This window comes from Capnocytophaga sp. oral taxon 323 (assembly GCF_001278825.1).
Lineage (GTDB): Bacteria > Bacteroidota > Bacteroidia > Flavobacteriales > Flavobacteriaceae > Capnocytophaga > Capnocytophaga ochracea.
On record NZ_CP012589.1, the window covers coordinates 179,525 to 193,017 of the forward strand.

13 protein-coding genes are annotated in these 13,493 nt (G+C 38.6%); 5 read left to right on the plus strand and 8 right to left on the minus strand.

Features of this window, described 5'->3' with window-relative positions; genetic code table 11:
- Positions 1-9: 9 nt before the first annotated feature.
- The 4 genes from rpsF (at position 10) to AM608_RS00835 (ending at position 4,089) form a co-directional block, all read left to right on the plus strand.
- The gene (gene rpsF, locus AM608_RS00820; protein WP_002671370.1) at positions 10-351 is read left to right on the plus strand and encodes a 30S ribosomal protein S6; all 342 of its coding nucleotides are present in this window, start codon (positions 10-12) and stop codon (positions 349-351) included.
- 4 nt (positions 352-355) lie between these two features.
- On the plus strand, positions 356-634 hold the full coding sequence (rpsR, locus tag AM608_RS00825; RefSeq protein WP_002671374.1) for a 30S ribosomal protein S18: 279 nt from the start codon (positions 356-358) through the stop codon (positions 632-634).
- A 17-nt stretch (positions 635-651) separates the two neighbouring features.
- Complete coding sequence (gene rplI, locus AM608_RS00830) at positions 652-1,179, plus strand: 50S ribosomal protein L9 (RefSeq protein ID WP_053580443.1); 528 nt, start codon at positions 652-654, stop codon at positions 1,177-1,179.
- A gap of 156 nt (positions 1,180-1,335) precedes the next feature.
- Positions 1,336-4,089 (plus strand): hypothetical protein, encoded by a 2,754-nt coding sequence (locus tag AM608_RS00835; protein WP_053580444.1) that lies wholly within the window; start codon positions 1,336-1,338, stop codon positions 4,087-4,089.
- Between the two features lie 173 nt (positions 4,090-4,262).
- Here AM608_RS00835 and AM608_RS00840 read toward each other — a convergent pair whose 3' ends face one another.
- A complete protein-coding gene (locus tag AM608_RS00840) occupies positions 4,263-6,455 on the minus strand; it encodes an FUSC family membrane protein (RefSeq protein ID WP_053580445.1) in 2,193 nt (730 codons plus the stop codon).
- A gap of 36 nt (positions 6,456-6,491) precedes the next feature.
- Between AM608_RS00840 and AM608_RS00845 the strand changes: the two genes are divergently transcribed.
- Positions 6,492-7,049, plus strand: a complete 558-nt coding sequence (locus AM608_RS00845) for an L-threonylcarbamoyladenylate synthase (RefSeq protein WP_015782738.1) — start codon at positions 6,492-6,494, stop codon at positions 7,047-7,049.
- 8 nt (positions 7,050-7,057) lie between these two features.
- Here the strand turns inward: AM608_RS00845 and AM608_RS00850 are convergent, their stop codons facing one another.
- The 7 genes from AM608_RS00850 to AM608_RS00880 all read right to left on the minus strand — a co-directional run bounded on the left by AM608_RS00850 (position 7,058) and on the right by AM608_RS00880 (position 13,446).
- Positions 7,058-8,137: an efflux RND transporter periplasmic adaptor subunit gene (locus AM608_RS00850; RefSeq protein WP_053580446.1), complete on the minus strand. Its 1,080-nt coding sequence runs from the start codon at positions 8,135-8,137 to the stop codon at positions 7,058-7,060.
- Between the two features lie 137 nt (positions 8,138-8,274).
- Positions 8,275-9,102: an S-adenosyl-l-methionine hydroxide adenosyltransferase family protein gene (locus AM608_RS00855; RefSeq protein ID WP_053580447.1), complete on the minus strand. Its 828-nt coding sequence runs from the start codon at positions 9,100-9,102 to the stop codon at positions 8,275-8,277.
- An 84-nt stretch (positions 9,103-9,186) separates the two neighbouring features.
- Complete coding sequence (locus AM608_RS11950; protein WP_053580448.1) at positions 9,187-9,381, minus strand: hypothetical protein; 195 nt, start codon at positions 9,379-9,381, stop codon at positions 9,187-9,189.
- 88 nt (positions 9,382-9,469) lie between these two features.
- Positions 9,470-9,742 carry a chaperone modulator CbpM gene (locus AM608_RS00865; protein ID WP_009422326.1) on the minus strand — a complete coding sequence of 91 codons (273 nt, stop codon included), beginning with the start codon at positions 9,740-9,742 and terminating at the stop codon, positions 9,470-9,472.
- Between the two features lie 2 nt (positions 9,743-9,744).
- Positions 9,745-10,644: a DnaJ C-terminal domain-containing protein gene (locus tag AM608_RS00870; RefSeq protein ID WP_009422336.1), complete on the minus strand. Its 900-nt coding sequence runs from the start codon at positions 10,642-10,644 to the stop codon at positions 9,745-9,747.
- 119 nt (positions 10,645-10,763) lie between these two features.
- Positions 10,764-11,114 carry a heavy-metal-associated domain-containing protein gene (locus AM608_RS00875; RefSeq protein WP_002671387.1) on the minus strand — a complete coding sequence of 117 codons (351 nt, stop codon included), beginning with the start codon at positions 11,112-11,114 and terminating at the stop codon, positions 10,764-10,766.
- Positions 11,115-11,190: 76 nt separating this feature from the next.
- Entirely contained in the window at positions 11,191-13,446 is a 2,256-nt protein-coding gene (locus AM608_RS00880; RefSeq protein WP_053580449.1) for a TonB-dependent receptor domain-containing protein, read from the minus strand.
- Positions 13,447-13,493 lie beyond the last annotated feature (47 nt).

Here is a 13,493-nt window from a genome sequence, read left to right on the forward strand (position 1 = left end):
ATTTTATTTATGAATCAATACGAAACTGTTTTCATTTTGAATCCCGTTTTATCTGATACACAGATAAAGGAAGCAGTAGAAAAGTTTGAGAATTTTCTTACTTCAAGGGGTGCAGAATTTGTAGCAAAAGAGAATTGGGGCTTGAAGAAATTAGCTTACCCAATCCAGAACAAGAAAAGCGGATTTTACCACCTCTTCGAGTTTAAAGTAGCTGGTGAAGTAATTGATGCTTTTGAATTAGAATTCCGTCGTGATGAGCGCGTGATGCGTTACTTGACTGTGAAATTAGACAAGCACGCCATTGAGTGGGCTGAAAAGAGAAGAGCAAAGTTAAACACTAAAAAAGCGTAAGAAAATGGCAGTAGAACAAAAAAAAGGAGATATCAAATATCTTACTCCGCTAAACATCGACACTTCAAAACAAAAGAAATATTGTCGTTTTAAAAAATCAGGTATTAAATACATTGATTACAAAGATGCTGACTTCCTCTTGAAGTTTGTAAACGAGCAAGGTAAGTTGTTACCTCGTCGTCTTACTGGTACTTCATTGAAGTTTCAACGCAAGGTGGCTACCGCTGTGAAGAGAGCACGCCACTTGGCATTAATGCCTTATGTAGCCGATTTATTAAAATAATAACAGGAGTAGAAACTATGGAAATTATACTAAAACAAGACGTACATAATTTAGGTTTTAAGGACGATGTCGTTACAGTAAAGAACGGCTACGGACGTAATTACCTCATTCCGCAAGGATTTGCAATTTTGGCTACTCCCTCAGCAAAAAAGGTATTAGCTGAAAATTTAAAACAGAAAGCTTACAAAGAGCAACACATTATTGATGAGGCTAAGAAAACAGCTCAAGCACTTTCGTCATTGGCGGTAAAAATCATTGCCAAAGTAGGTGCTGGAGATAAGCTTTTTGGGTCAATTAATAATGGTGATTTGGCACAAGAATTAGCCAAAGCGGGTCACGATATTGATAAGAAATTTATTTCTATCGCTGGTAACACTCTCAAACGTGCTGGGAAATACAATGCTTCTATCCGTTTACACCGTGAAGTAATTGTTGATTTTCCATTTGAAATTGTAGCAGAAGTAGCAAAAGTAGAGGCAAAACCTGCAGAAAAGGCTGAAGAGCCCAAAGCGGAAATTGCTACTGAGCAACCTGCTGGAAACTAATAAATTATAAGGATTTAAATAGTTCATATCAATTATAATTTTTGATACCTATAAGGGAAATTTACCTTTGTAGGTATTTTTTTTACAATAAAATTTTTGTATATTAAAAATAATGTGTACTTTTGTACCAATTTTAGCAGAATCTCAAAAAATACTATGGAATCCAAAATTAATACAATAGGTCTAACAATATGGGGTTACAAGCAGGGATGCAAGGTGTTAGCCTCACAAGGAGTTAACTTTCAGCTGCAAGAAGTAAAGGACAGATTGAAAGATATCAGTGCCTTTATACGCATACACACCCCGCGTGTAGATTTTTACACATTGCAGTTTAGCAATAGTTACAAGATATACACACAATACCGTTCCTCAAAAGAAGTGAATGGACAAAGCGGTGTGTATATAGCCATTTCATTGTATATACCACATTTTTTACAATGGAGAGGGGTACGACAAGTATTGAACTTGTTAATGGATATGTACTTTGCAGAGCATATCAATTACGAGAACAATATTCCGTTACTCAATGAAAAAGAGGATATATTCCCATATTTTAATCTTCTGAGAGGGTATGAAAAGCAGTTGGTAGAGGAACCAGTAACGGCTTCTTTCGCATTAGACCAAAGCTATATGCCTAAGGTTTTCCCTTATATGGATATTTATGAGGTAGATAAGTACTTCAATATGCCTTACCGTCCTGAGTTTGAGAAATACCAAGACCTTGTGTTCTTGCGCAAAGAATTTGTGGAAGACCCTCGAGCTTATAGTATTGACTTTCTCTTTCCAGAATACGCAATACCCAGAACAAGTACATCTACTTTCCAAACAACCAATGCAGGAGGAAGTAGTGGAGCTTCTCGGTTTGTGCCTTCTAATGCTAATATTAAGATATTAGCTTTTATGAAGAATGGTAAAGACGTGGGAGCTACCTATATGAACGAAGTCTTTTCGGACGATGATACTATTGAAGTGCTTCTTGAAAAATCAAGATACCACGAGATGTTCTCTTATCACGATACGATTAAGAAAGCAATAAAAAGAGGTTATATCAAGAAAGTACAAAACAATTATACTTTTGATTTAATTCCGTTTGCTCCAAAAGAGTTTAAGGTGTACGTGGAAACTCCTCAACGAGAATTTGAGAAATACATTTCGTTCTTATCATTAGAGAGTACGACTTTTAAAGCTAAGCTATACTCTAATACAAAGGGATATTACTTTTTACTAAAAGGAGATGAGGCGCGTAATGTATTCAACCTTAGTTACAATGGTATTGTTTTCAAGAGTAACTATATGGTAGATGATAGGGTAGCCTTATCAGTACCTTTTGAAAAGTATCAGTTTACGATTATTTCGAGTACTATAACTTCAGTATCTCTAAAAATCAATGGTATTGTATTTAGTAAAAACTTGCGTAGTGATTCGCCTGTAGAGATTGTTTTACCTGAGAACTTATACCATTTTGAGTTTGAAAATCAAGATACAGGAAGAGTTATTAGTATATCGAAGAGCGGAGAGGTTAATTTTGATAGAGCTAAAGGAGCTTACAATCCACAAATGATTGGCTCAGAGAGTCCTGAGTTTTCTAATGGTTTATCAGTAGTAAACAGAGGAGTTGCTACCACTGAACGAGGCGAAGCGATAGAGATGAACACTAAGTCTCGTGCGTTTTGGATAAAGATTGCTTCGGCTGTTGCTTTTGTTTTAATATTAGTAGGTGTAGGCTATTGGTTTATTTTCCCGATGCTTAAAAATCCTGTGAAGGCTTATGTGGCAATCAATTCGGAGAGTGAAATAGACGAAATGCACTTCTTAACCAATATAGATGAGCGCACTTACGAGATTGAGGATTCTTATATTAGGTTAAAAAAGAGCTTGCCTATCGCTGAGACAAAATTGGTTGTTAGCTTCAAAGAAGAGGGGAAAGACACTCTGTTATTAAGTGAAGAACAACTCAATAAGTTAGCTAAAATGGTGGAAGCAAATAGCAAAGATACTCTTAAAATAGATTTGATTTCGCCTGCAATGGCATTTCTTTTGGATGTGAATAATTGGAAAGAAACTCACGCAGACCCTAAGGGAAGTCTTTTTATAGCAGAAGCCCAAAAGCGCAATTTCCTTACAGATAAATTACGACCTGAGTTTGAAAAAGCCGTATGGGAAAATTTCTTAAAGGATTTTGATTATTCTGCTTATAATAGTGAACAAGTAGATAGCCTTTTGCGTCCTTATTTAAAAGGAGGTAGTTCTGAATTAAAGTCTTATCAAACAGATTTGCAAAGAATAATTAGAGAAAGTAAAGCACGTGACCAAGTGGAAGTGGCTGTAGAAAGACCTAAGAGAGAAGAGCAACCTGCTACCAAATCTGAAGCAACTGTTGTTAATAGAAATGAAACTACAGTAGGAAGAACACCTAAAACAGTTACCCCTTCTTACAATACTGAAAGACCTGTAACTATAAGTGAGCCACGCGATCCTAAAACAGTGAAACGAGGAGAGAATACTACTCGACCTATCGCTAAAAATGTATCGCTTACAGAAACCTTTGTTACAGATATGAAACGCTTTAATTCACAGGCTTGTTCTGAAGAAGTTGTAGATAGAGTGAAAATGAATTTAAAACGTTTGGAAGGCAATGATTGGAGTGTGGTAATGTTTGAATTTAACCAAGGTAGAAGAGAGATAGAGGAACGTGCGAACCAATATAGTATGTTCTTTACAGCACTTAAAAATGGTACTTCTATTGACCAAGTTAAACCTTCTTACTTTGGAGGACAGACTAGCTTGATTAATTACCTTAAAAAAGGAACCAATTACGAATTGGTAAAAGGGAAGGCTAATCTCAAAACTTTTGCTGATATTCGCCAAGCGATTGTGAATATGGGGGTAGACCCCAAAACAATTCGCTAAGAGATATTGCTTTTTATCTTAAAATACTATACTTATGTTAGAAGTTTTCAATAACCTCGAAGCTTTACTTTAAGGCTTTTGGTTAGTAACTATTCCATTTGTAGAACAATTATAATTATAAGATAAATAATAAAAACTAAGGCGTCATCAATTTGGTGACGCCTTAGTTTTTATTACGTATTGATAGACCGAATAGCTTGTTCTAAGTTCTTCGCTAATCCAAACAGATAGTTGAACTGTTCTCCATAGAATTGTGTCTCTCGCATTGAGATAGGTGAAGAGGTATCTGTATTTTGATGAGTGTCTATTATTTCTCTAATGGACTGATTAAATTGTTCAATAGGCATTTTATAATCAGTTTGAGCAGTAGCCGTAGGTTCAACAAGTAACGTCAAACAGTGTTGCAAGGCTGCTATAAGACTCTCAATTGCCTCGTTGAATACCGCTTTAGGGAAGGTTACTTTCTTGCTGTTCAACCTAATACCAAACGAAGCCACAGAGGCTAAGAAGGCTTGCTGTATCACGATAATCCCGTATACTGATGGATTTTTGTACTGCATAAACTTCGGCTCTTGTAACATTCGTTGGAAGGTGGTATTTAGGTTTGAGAGTGCCAACACAGCTTCTTTGCGCGATACTTTATAGGCAGTGGTAATCCCTTCTCCGGTGTTAAAAATCTCTTTTACTTGCTGTAAGTAACCGATATTAGCTTTTACTGATTTGGTAACCGCTTCCCTATAAGTATTGTGTTCCCACGTAGGCAAAATGAGATAATTCCCTGCAAACGATAGCCCAACCCCTATAACGGTATCCAATAGGCGGTCATAAATAAGGCTGTAAACATTAGGTGTAATCAGTGCAAAAATAAATATCGCACTGATAGTGATGAATATAGAAGCGTACATATAGTTCTCCTGAATCAACCCAAAAGCAATAGGCATACACAAAATAGCGACATAGAGGTACAAACTAGGGTAGGGGAGTAGGTAAATCACTGCAAACGAAGTAACCCCACCAATCATAGTGCCATAAACCCTGCTGAGTGAGCGCTCTTGGGTAATCCCAAAACCAGGGCGCATAATAATGAAGATGGTAAGGATAATCCAGTAGGCATTGTTGATAGGGAATATATCACCTATGAGGTAACCCAAAAATACCACTATAGATAGGCGCATTGCGTGCCTAAAAAAGGTAGATTTTAAAGATATATGGTCTTTGAGCCGTCGCCACGAGTAGTTTTGGTAACTCACAAACTTGCGATAAGTACTCTCATCGCGTACCCCTGCATCGTTGCTGTAATAGTTCTCAAAAATATGTCGGATATTTTCAATAGAATGATACTGACTTTCTATGTAGATATAAAAATTTCGCAACAGCAAAGCGCGTTCTTTATCTTCTTCCGATACTTCTGAAAGTGCTTTCAAGGCTTCGTTCTTCTCTTTGGTTTGCGTTAATAAGTCTTTTAAACAGTTGTCTAATTGTATCTTTTTGCGTGACCCAATGTATTCGGACATTTGTTGTAGCTGTCTCGATAGCTCTTTGAGGAAATCTACATAAGTTTGTAAATATTCGCGATGCTCGGCAAAAGCCTTGTCCACTTTCTCATATTGTACGGGGTTGGCTAAAGCTAATTCGAAGATATCCACCAGCTCTATAAACATTAAAAATTGGCGTTGCAGGTAATCGGTTTTACCTGATTTGCTCCGTGAATCAAGTACGGCTTCACGGAGCTTTTCATATTTTTCATTGAGGCTTGTTTGCAGGTTGATGAGCTTTTTGAGTCCCTCGCTTCTGTCTTTGGCGATGAGTAAATCAGCTCTTACCGAAAAATACTCTGCCGTAAGAGCAAAGCACTTCCCTAATAGCTGTTCACTGTACAAACGTGGACGTATTTTTAGGAATATATACACTAATACACTGTACCACAAACCTCCTAATAACACACAACCACTGTACAAAACAATACCCCACCCTGTTTGCAAGTGGGCTAAAGTAGAGGCTATCTCAAATAATCCCGCGAAAGCTACCATTGTAGCGCGATGTCCGTATAACGAAATATAAGCGTTTCCGAAGGTGAGTAGAAATATGGTAGGCAGTAACAAGTATTCGTAAGGAGCCGTGAGGTTTACCAAAGTAGAACTGATAGTTGCTAGTAATGTTGCTATGAAAAGACCACCATAGAGGTGTTTTTGATTCCCTGGAATATCGCTGGGCGAAATTGCAACAATACTCAAAGCTATGGGTAAGCCAATATCCATTAGGTCAAACCAATAGCCCAACCCTAAGGGAATAAGCACCGCAATGGTTTTGAGGCACCCTTTGAAGAAAGAAAAACTTTTAAAGAATGATATGATGGAGGTATACATTTTTTACATATATTTGCGGGCAAAATTACAAAACTAATGGCAAATAACCATCTGATAACTGAAATATTAAAGGCAGGAAAGGTAATTCTATACCCCACCGATACCGTTTGGGGTTTGGGGTGTGATGCTACAAATCCTGAAGCGGTAGCTAAGATTTTCCAAATAAAACAACGCAGTGAGAGCAAAAGCCTCATCATTTTAGTGAGTGATACAGAGATGTTACAGCACTATGTAACAGATATACCTCCTAAGGTGCTTACCTATCTTCAAACCTTGCAAGAGCCTACCACTATTATTTATAGTCACCCTTTGCATTTGGCTAAGAACGTGATAGCTGCTGATAATACAGTGGCCATTAGGGTCGTGCAAGATGTGTTCTGCCAACAGATGATTGCCGATTTTGGCAAACCTATAGTCTCTACCTCTGCTAATATCAGTGGAGAGCCAACACCTTTGTATTACCAACTCATTAATCCCCAAATTATTGCGCAATGTGATTATGTAGTACCTTACCGTCAAGACGATACTCAAATAAAAAATCCCTCACGTCTGATTAGGTTTGATACAGACGGAGAGATTCAAATATTAAGATAAATAGTAAGTTACTCTACTATTTTCACAGGTGTTCCGTTATCTATATTAATTTGTCCACTGGTAATCACTTCTTCACCAACAGTAAGTCCGCTGATGATTTCTACCTTATCACCAAAATTGCGACCGCTTTTCACATTTGCCATTTCAGCTTTAAGCACCTCCTGACCTTTAGCATTTTTGCTACTTACTATTTTGAAAATTTTATTTTGGCTCACACTACCCACGAAAGCAGAATGAGGTACCACAAGAGCTGTAACCTCATCATTACCACTGCCGAACTGTGCAGTCGCATACATTCCCGCTTTTAGCTTTTTATCTTTGTTGGCTACCAATATTTCTACGGGGAATTTGAGAGCTCCATTAGATTTCGGTGCGATAAAAATAATCTTTCCGTCTACTAATTCTGAGGAAGTACTAGGTTTTATTTTAACAACATCCCCCACTTTTAGTTCTCCTACTTGACTTTCATCTACGGTAATTTTCAATTTCAAATTGTCGATATTTACCACGTTGAATAACGTCTGTCCGGCACTTACAAGTGTTCCTTCTTCTACCTCTTTGCTAGTTACAATCCCGTTGATTTTACTACGTACCGCTGTATCACCCGATACAATAGCTGCCGAATTGTAGTTTGCTTGGGCGTTTTTGAGTTGCAAGCGCGCTTGTTCCAATTGTTGAGCGGTAACTCCTCCTGTTTGGTAAGCACTTTCAAAGCGCTTTAAATCCGATTTTGCAGTTTCGAGTACCGCTTTGGCATTGTCTAACTGCACATTGGTTCTGTCGGCTTTTGTTTGTGCCAATACTTGCCCTGCTCTCACAAAATCACCCTCTTTTACGTAAATTTTTATGACTTGTCCTCCTACTTCTGAAGATACATTCAGGTCTTGTTCCGCTACAAAAGTACCGTTAGCCGTAAAAAGGTCGGCTACTTTTTCTTCTGTTACTTTGGCAGCACGTACGGCTACTTGGGCTTCTTTTTGGGCTACAATAGCTACCTCTTCAGCATTTTTCTGTTTGTTAGAATATAGGCGGAGCCCCATTAATCCTACAAGGACTATTATGATAACTGTAGTAATTATTTTTTTCATTTTTCTTAAATTACTGTATTAAGTGTTCTAAATCGGGGGCAAAGGTATAACAAAAAACTTAATAAACAAAAAAAGTTTCCATATTTTTACCTTCGTTCACTTTTTTCTCATTCTTCATTGGGTTGTTTTATTTGCTATTAAATGAAGTGAACGCTCACTCTATCAAGGTAATTGATGTCTAATAAAGAAGAAGCTCCCCCCACTGTATGAGTATCACTTTTGTAAACACTACACTGCAAATAGTCGAGGTCGTTAAACAGAAGCATTCGTTTTCCATCAGGAGCGCGAAGGTCAAGAGGAACACTAAAATCAATAAATTCGCTGTATTGGTTATAAATCTTTTTGAAGGTATACATATTAAAGATAACCTCAAAAGCTCTATCCTGCCTTATTTCTTCAAATAATTTCCTACTGATATTGCTCACCGCATTGCCATAGTGGTCAATATAAATAATCGTACCGTAAACGAAACGTCTATCAGCAGATATCTCTGGTTTAAAATGAGTAGCCTCTAAATACGTATCGGTTTTCTTGCCTATTTTGTTAAGGGGGATATTTTCACATATTTTCTGGGCAATCAAAGGGAATGAATACAGCGTAGGGAAAAGTTCAGTGCTTTGTTCGCCTTTTATTTCATACAGTTCAGCGTTCTTTTTATCTTCTGCTAAAAGATGAAAAATACCGTTATCAGCCCCGATAAAATAATGCCCGTTCAGTTTCATTACCATATGTCTTTTCTCAGGAGTGCGCTCCGCATCTACTCCTATGATATGTATACTCCCTTTTGGGTAATGTACATAAGCATTCTTTAAGATGAAGGCAGCTTGAAACACATCAAAAGGTGATATCAAATGCGAGATATCTACCACGCAAGCTTCGGGGCACTTACTATAAATAGCACCCTTTACAGCTCCCACCGAGTAATCTCGTAAACCAAAATCAGTAGTTAATGTAATGATTTTCATTCCTTTTGTTATAATGATATCAAGTTTAAAACAGCATAAATATATAAGTATGAAGTTAACATACCTCCTTTAAATCTGCAATAATCAATCCTTAAGCTTTCCCCCATTATCCTTCATCATTTCTTCGTCATTTGTTTGCCCTTCCTTCGTCTTTTGTTCGTCATTTGTTTGCCCTTCCTTCGTCTTTTGTTCGTCTTTTGTTCGTCTTTTGTTCGTCTTTTGTTCGTCTTTTGTTCGTCTTTTGTTCGTTAATTGTTTATCTGCCTGTGCGGCTCGCACCTGCCTGTCGTGCTACGACTACCCGTGCGGCTCGCACCGTCTTTCCTATAAGCTTTCTATAAGCTTCTCCCAAATTAACCATTAATCATTAACCATTATCTTTTACCTCCAATCTCACTCCCTTTAATTCTTCAATTTGTTGTAATAGCCTATGAATAATCTCCAACCCAGCCATATTCACATCAAGGTCGTAATGCCAATTAGTAAAACGTTCAAAAGCCGAAAGCTGGTCGTAATGCAGGTAAGTAGTGTTGTCAATCACTTCCGTTTCTATAAGTCCACTTGATTCTAAATCGTCAAAGAATGTGATTTCTATATTGTACAAACGAACGATGTCTTCTCTTGAAATTCTATCTTTCATAATTATGAATTTTTAAGTTGTTCAAATAATGCTTTTTGTTGTTCCGTAAGATTTTTAGGCAATTGTACTTGATACGTTACAAAAAGGTCGCCAAATGAGCCTTCTTGCTTGTACACAGGAAAACCTTTACCTTTTAAGCGCACCGTAGTGCCATTTTGTGTCTCAGGAGCTACTTTCATTTTCACTTTACCACTGAGGGTGTCTATCTGCACTTCGCCACCTAACATAGCTGTATATAGGTCGATATTTACAGTAGTTTTCAAATCGTTGCCATTGCGTTCAAACTGAGCGTCGGGTTCAATATGGAAAGTGATATACAAATCACCGTTAGGTCCTCCGTTATATCCTTCGTATCCGTGACCCTTTAGCTTAATTTGCAACCCTTCATATACCCCCGCAGGTACTGTGATGCGTATATTCTTGCCGTTCACCGTAAAAGTACGTTGCTGAGCAGTTGCCACTTCTCGCAGTGGTAGCGACATATCCGCAAAAATATCCTGTCCTTTAAACTTACCTGAGGCACTACCGTAACCTCTACCAAATCCCGAAGTCCGTCCGCCAAACATATCTCTGAAGAAATCAGAATAGTCTCCCTCAGAGTAGTTACCTCCGCCAAAGCCTTCAAATCCTCCAAAACCACCTTGGGAGCGTTGCTGTTGTTGGGCTTTTTCGTATTCTTCTCCGTATTTCCAGTGTTCGCCATACTTGTCGTATTTAGCACGGTTTTCAGGATTGCTAAGTACTTCGTTAGCCTCGTTAATCTCTTTAAATTTCTGCTCTGCCGTCTTATCGTTGGGGTTCATATCAGGGTGATACTTGCGCGCCAACTTGCGGTAAGCTTTCTTTATATCGTCTTGGGTAGCAGTTTTTTCTACCCCTAAGGTTTTATAGTAATCTATCATCTCTAATAATTTAACAGTCGCAAAGATACTACTTTATTTGATATATTTTATATACAAATGATAAAAAAATAGGAAGAGATGGACTTATCTCTTCCTATGATTATGTTTTTGCTTAGGTTCTAAGGCAAGCGTTGGTACAAGCAACAGTGGTGTAACTTATTGTACACTTCGTCATCAGCGCGTTCTTTGCCTGCGTCGTGTCCTACTTTGGCAATGGCTTTTTGTACATCGCTTTCGCTACATTTGCGTTCGTCAAAAATAAGGGTCATATTCCCACTCTTGATGTTCCAATTAGCGCTCTTTACGCCTTTTACACTGTAAGCTGCTTTTTCTATGCGCGCTTTGCACTGTTCGCAGTTGCCTCCTACGGCAAACTCTACTTTCTTGTTTTTGTTAGGTGCTTGTTGAGCACTTGCGGTAGTGAGTCCAAAGAAACTCAAAGCTACCCATAATAAAATACGTGTTTTCATTCTGAAAAATACTTATTAGTTGTTCGTTTTTAGTCATTAATCGTTAGCTTTCTAACCACTAACTATTATTTGCTAATTATAGAATTTTAAATCTTAATCCTGCGTAATACATCTGTCCGAAAGCAGGAGCGTACTGTATAGTACTATCAAAATACGCACCAAAAGGGTCGTTGGCAGCCAAAATTCCGTTCTCTTGTTTATAATTGGTGATATTTTCACCGCCTACATATATCTCAAAAGTCTTAGAGAATACTTTGGTGATTTGGGCATTGAGTGTAGCAAATGAGGGAGCGTAATCGTTAAGCCTATAAGCCACTGGGTTCGTAGCCGTAGTAGGTAAGCGTTGTTCTCCTAACCAATTGAAAGTTACATCAAACTTCCATTGCGAATGTTTGTTCTCGTGACGCTCGGGAGTCTCGTAAGCTACATTGGCAAACCAACGGTGTTTGGGAGTAAGAGTTTTCTCCAATTGTCCTTTGGTAAACTGTGTTTGCACATCGTAATACTTGTAGGCTGCTTTAAAGTCCAAACCTTTGACAGGCGTGATGCTAAACTCAGCTTGTAAAGAGTTAGCAAAGCTATTACCATTGAGGTTATAGAACAAGGCTTGTTGGGGTGAATTATCCAAATCTACTACTACTTGATTGTCAAAATCAGTGCGGTAGAAGTCTATAGAGAACTCAGCGTTCTTGCCCAATACTTTAAACGCTTGCAAAAAGCTCACGCCGTAATTCCAAGCGATTTCAGGGTTCAAACCGTAGAGCTTACCACCATTACTTCCTACGATAGTAAACTCTCGTGCAGAAGCCAAGAGCTGTTGGTTCTCAGCAATCACATTAGCAGCTCGTTTGCCTCGTCCTGCCGATACTCTAAAAGTAGCTTGCTTCCAAGGATTGTAACGCACGTGCAAGCGTGGAGTGATAAAGTTTCCTAAGTGATTATGACTGTCGGCGCGTACCCCTGCCACAAAACTGAAGTTGCTCAAATTGTCGTAAGTGTATTCAAAGAAGGCACCCACCGAGCGGTCTACACGTGAAAAATCCTCTGTGAGAGCCCTAGTACTAAGCATCTCGTTGTAATCGTCGTAAGTACCGTTGAGCCCTGTGGCAAACTTGTGCTTGGTATTGGTGATGATAGAGTTGTATATCAAGTTGCCATACCAACTCTTTTGGTGTATATCATAGCGATTCAAACCAAAGTAGGAATCCTGCTTGTGCGATTGGAAAGAGTTTTGTAAGCCTATGCTCTTATAAGGCGTATCAGGAAATACATACCCTATTTTGTTAGATGCGCTGAGGCGTTCGGAGTTTACCTCACTGCCCCAAGCTTTGGTAGTCCCTTTGTCAGTCAGCGGATTAAAGCGCAATTCGCCTGCCTGGCGCTCATCTTTCATATAATGGAGGTTCAAAAAGCCTACCCAACCCTTTTGAGCATCGGCGTACTGCCAACGATTCAACAAGTTGATTTGGTTACCTATCGGGTTATCTATAAAACCATCGTGATTGTGGTCAGCTTTTTGCTGACGCACATTGCCGTGAGCAAAGAGGGTAGTCGCCCATTTATCAGAGAGCTTTTTATTGGTATGTGCGTTGATTTCGTAGCGGTTATCCTCCGATGCGTATAAGTTCAAGAAAAAAGGAATGGCACTGATAGGCTTCTCTATTTCATAATTGATTTGCCCCGAAATACTTTCATACCCGTTAATCACACTCCCTGCTCCTTTGGTAATCTGGATACTCTCAATCCACGTACCAGGCACAAACGAGAGTCCGTAGGCTTGCGAAGCTCCGCGCATCGTAGGAATATTCTCCTCTGCCATTAGTATGTACGGACTGGTTAAACCTAACATCTTTATCTGTTTGTTACCCGTAACAGCGTCCGAGAAGTTCACATCAATCGACGGATTGGTAGAGAAACTCTCCGATAGGTTGCAACAAGCGGCTTTCAGCAGTTCCCCACTGCTCATTGTGTGCACATCGGCTACTTGCCACTGCGATTTCATTGTATTAGCACGTTTGTAGCTTACTACTACTTCTTCCAAAGTAGTTTCGGGCTCTAACTGAATGTGTAAGGGTGTGTTACCACTTACTTTCACAGTTTTCTTTTTATACCCTACATAGCTTACTACTAAAGTAGAACTTCCCTCAGGTCGTTTCAAGGTAAAAGCTCCTTCGTTATCGGTAGAAGTCCCTATTTGGGTACCTTCCCAATATACATCAGCACCTATAAGTGGTGTGTTGTTTTCATCGACTACATTCCCTTTGCTAAAATTTTGAGCAAAGAGCGACAAGGGCAACAACAGCCCTAATAAAAAGATATATTTTTTGTACATTATTGTTCTGTTTTATTCAATTCAGGAATTAGAATTTAAGGATTAGA

Coding starts and splice junctions, on each gene's coding strand:
- rplI (WP_053580443.1), top strand. CDS start 652: ATGGAAATTATACTAAAACAAGACGTACATAATTTAGGTTTTAAGGAC.
- AM608_RS00855 (WP_053580447.1), bottom strand. CDS start 9,102: ATGAAAATCATTACATTAACTACTGATTTTGGTTTACGAGATTACTCG.
- AM608_RS00875 (WP_002671387.1), bottom strand. CDS start 11,114: ATGAAAACACGTATTTTATTATGGGTAGCTTTGAGTTTCTTTGGACTC.
- AM608_RS00840 (WP_053580445.1), bottom strand. CDS start 6,455: ATGTATACCTCCATCATATCATTCTTTAAAAGTTTTTCTTTCTTCAAA.
- AM608_RS00880 (WP_053580449.1), bottom strand. CDS start 13,446: ATGTACAAAAAATATATCTTTTTATTAGGGCTGTTGTTGCCCTTGTCG.
- AM608_RS00845 (WP_015782738.1), top strand. CDS start 6,492: ATGGCAAATAACCATCTGATAACTGAAATATTAAAGGCAGGAAAGGTA.
- rpsR (WP_002671374.1), top strand. CDS start 356: ATGGCAGTAGAACAAAAAAAAGGAGATATCAAATATCTTACTCCGCTA.
- AM608_RS00850 (WP_053580446.1), bottom strand. CDS start 8,137: ATGAAAAAAATAATTACTACAGTTATCATAATAGTCCTTGTAGGATTA.
- rpsF (WP_002671370.1), top strand. CDS start 10: ATGAATCAATACGAAACTGTTTTCATTTTGAATCCCGTTTTATCTGAT.
- AM608_RS00865 (WP_009422326.1), bottom strand. CDS start 9,742: ATGAAAGATAGAATTTCAAGAGAAGACATCGTTCGTTTGTACAATATA.
- AM608_RS00870 (WP_009422336.1), bottom strand. CDS start 10,644: ATGATAGATTACTATAAAACCTTAGGGGTAGAAAAAACTGCTACCCAA.
- AM608_RS00835 (WP_053580444.1), top strand. CDS start 1,336: ATGGAATCCAAAATTAATACAATAGGTCTAACAATATGGGGTTACAAG.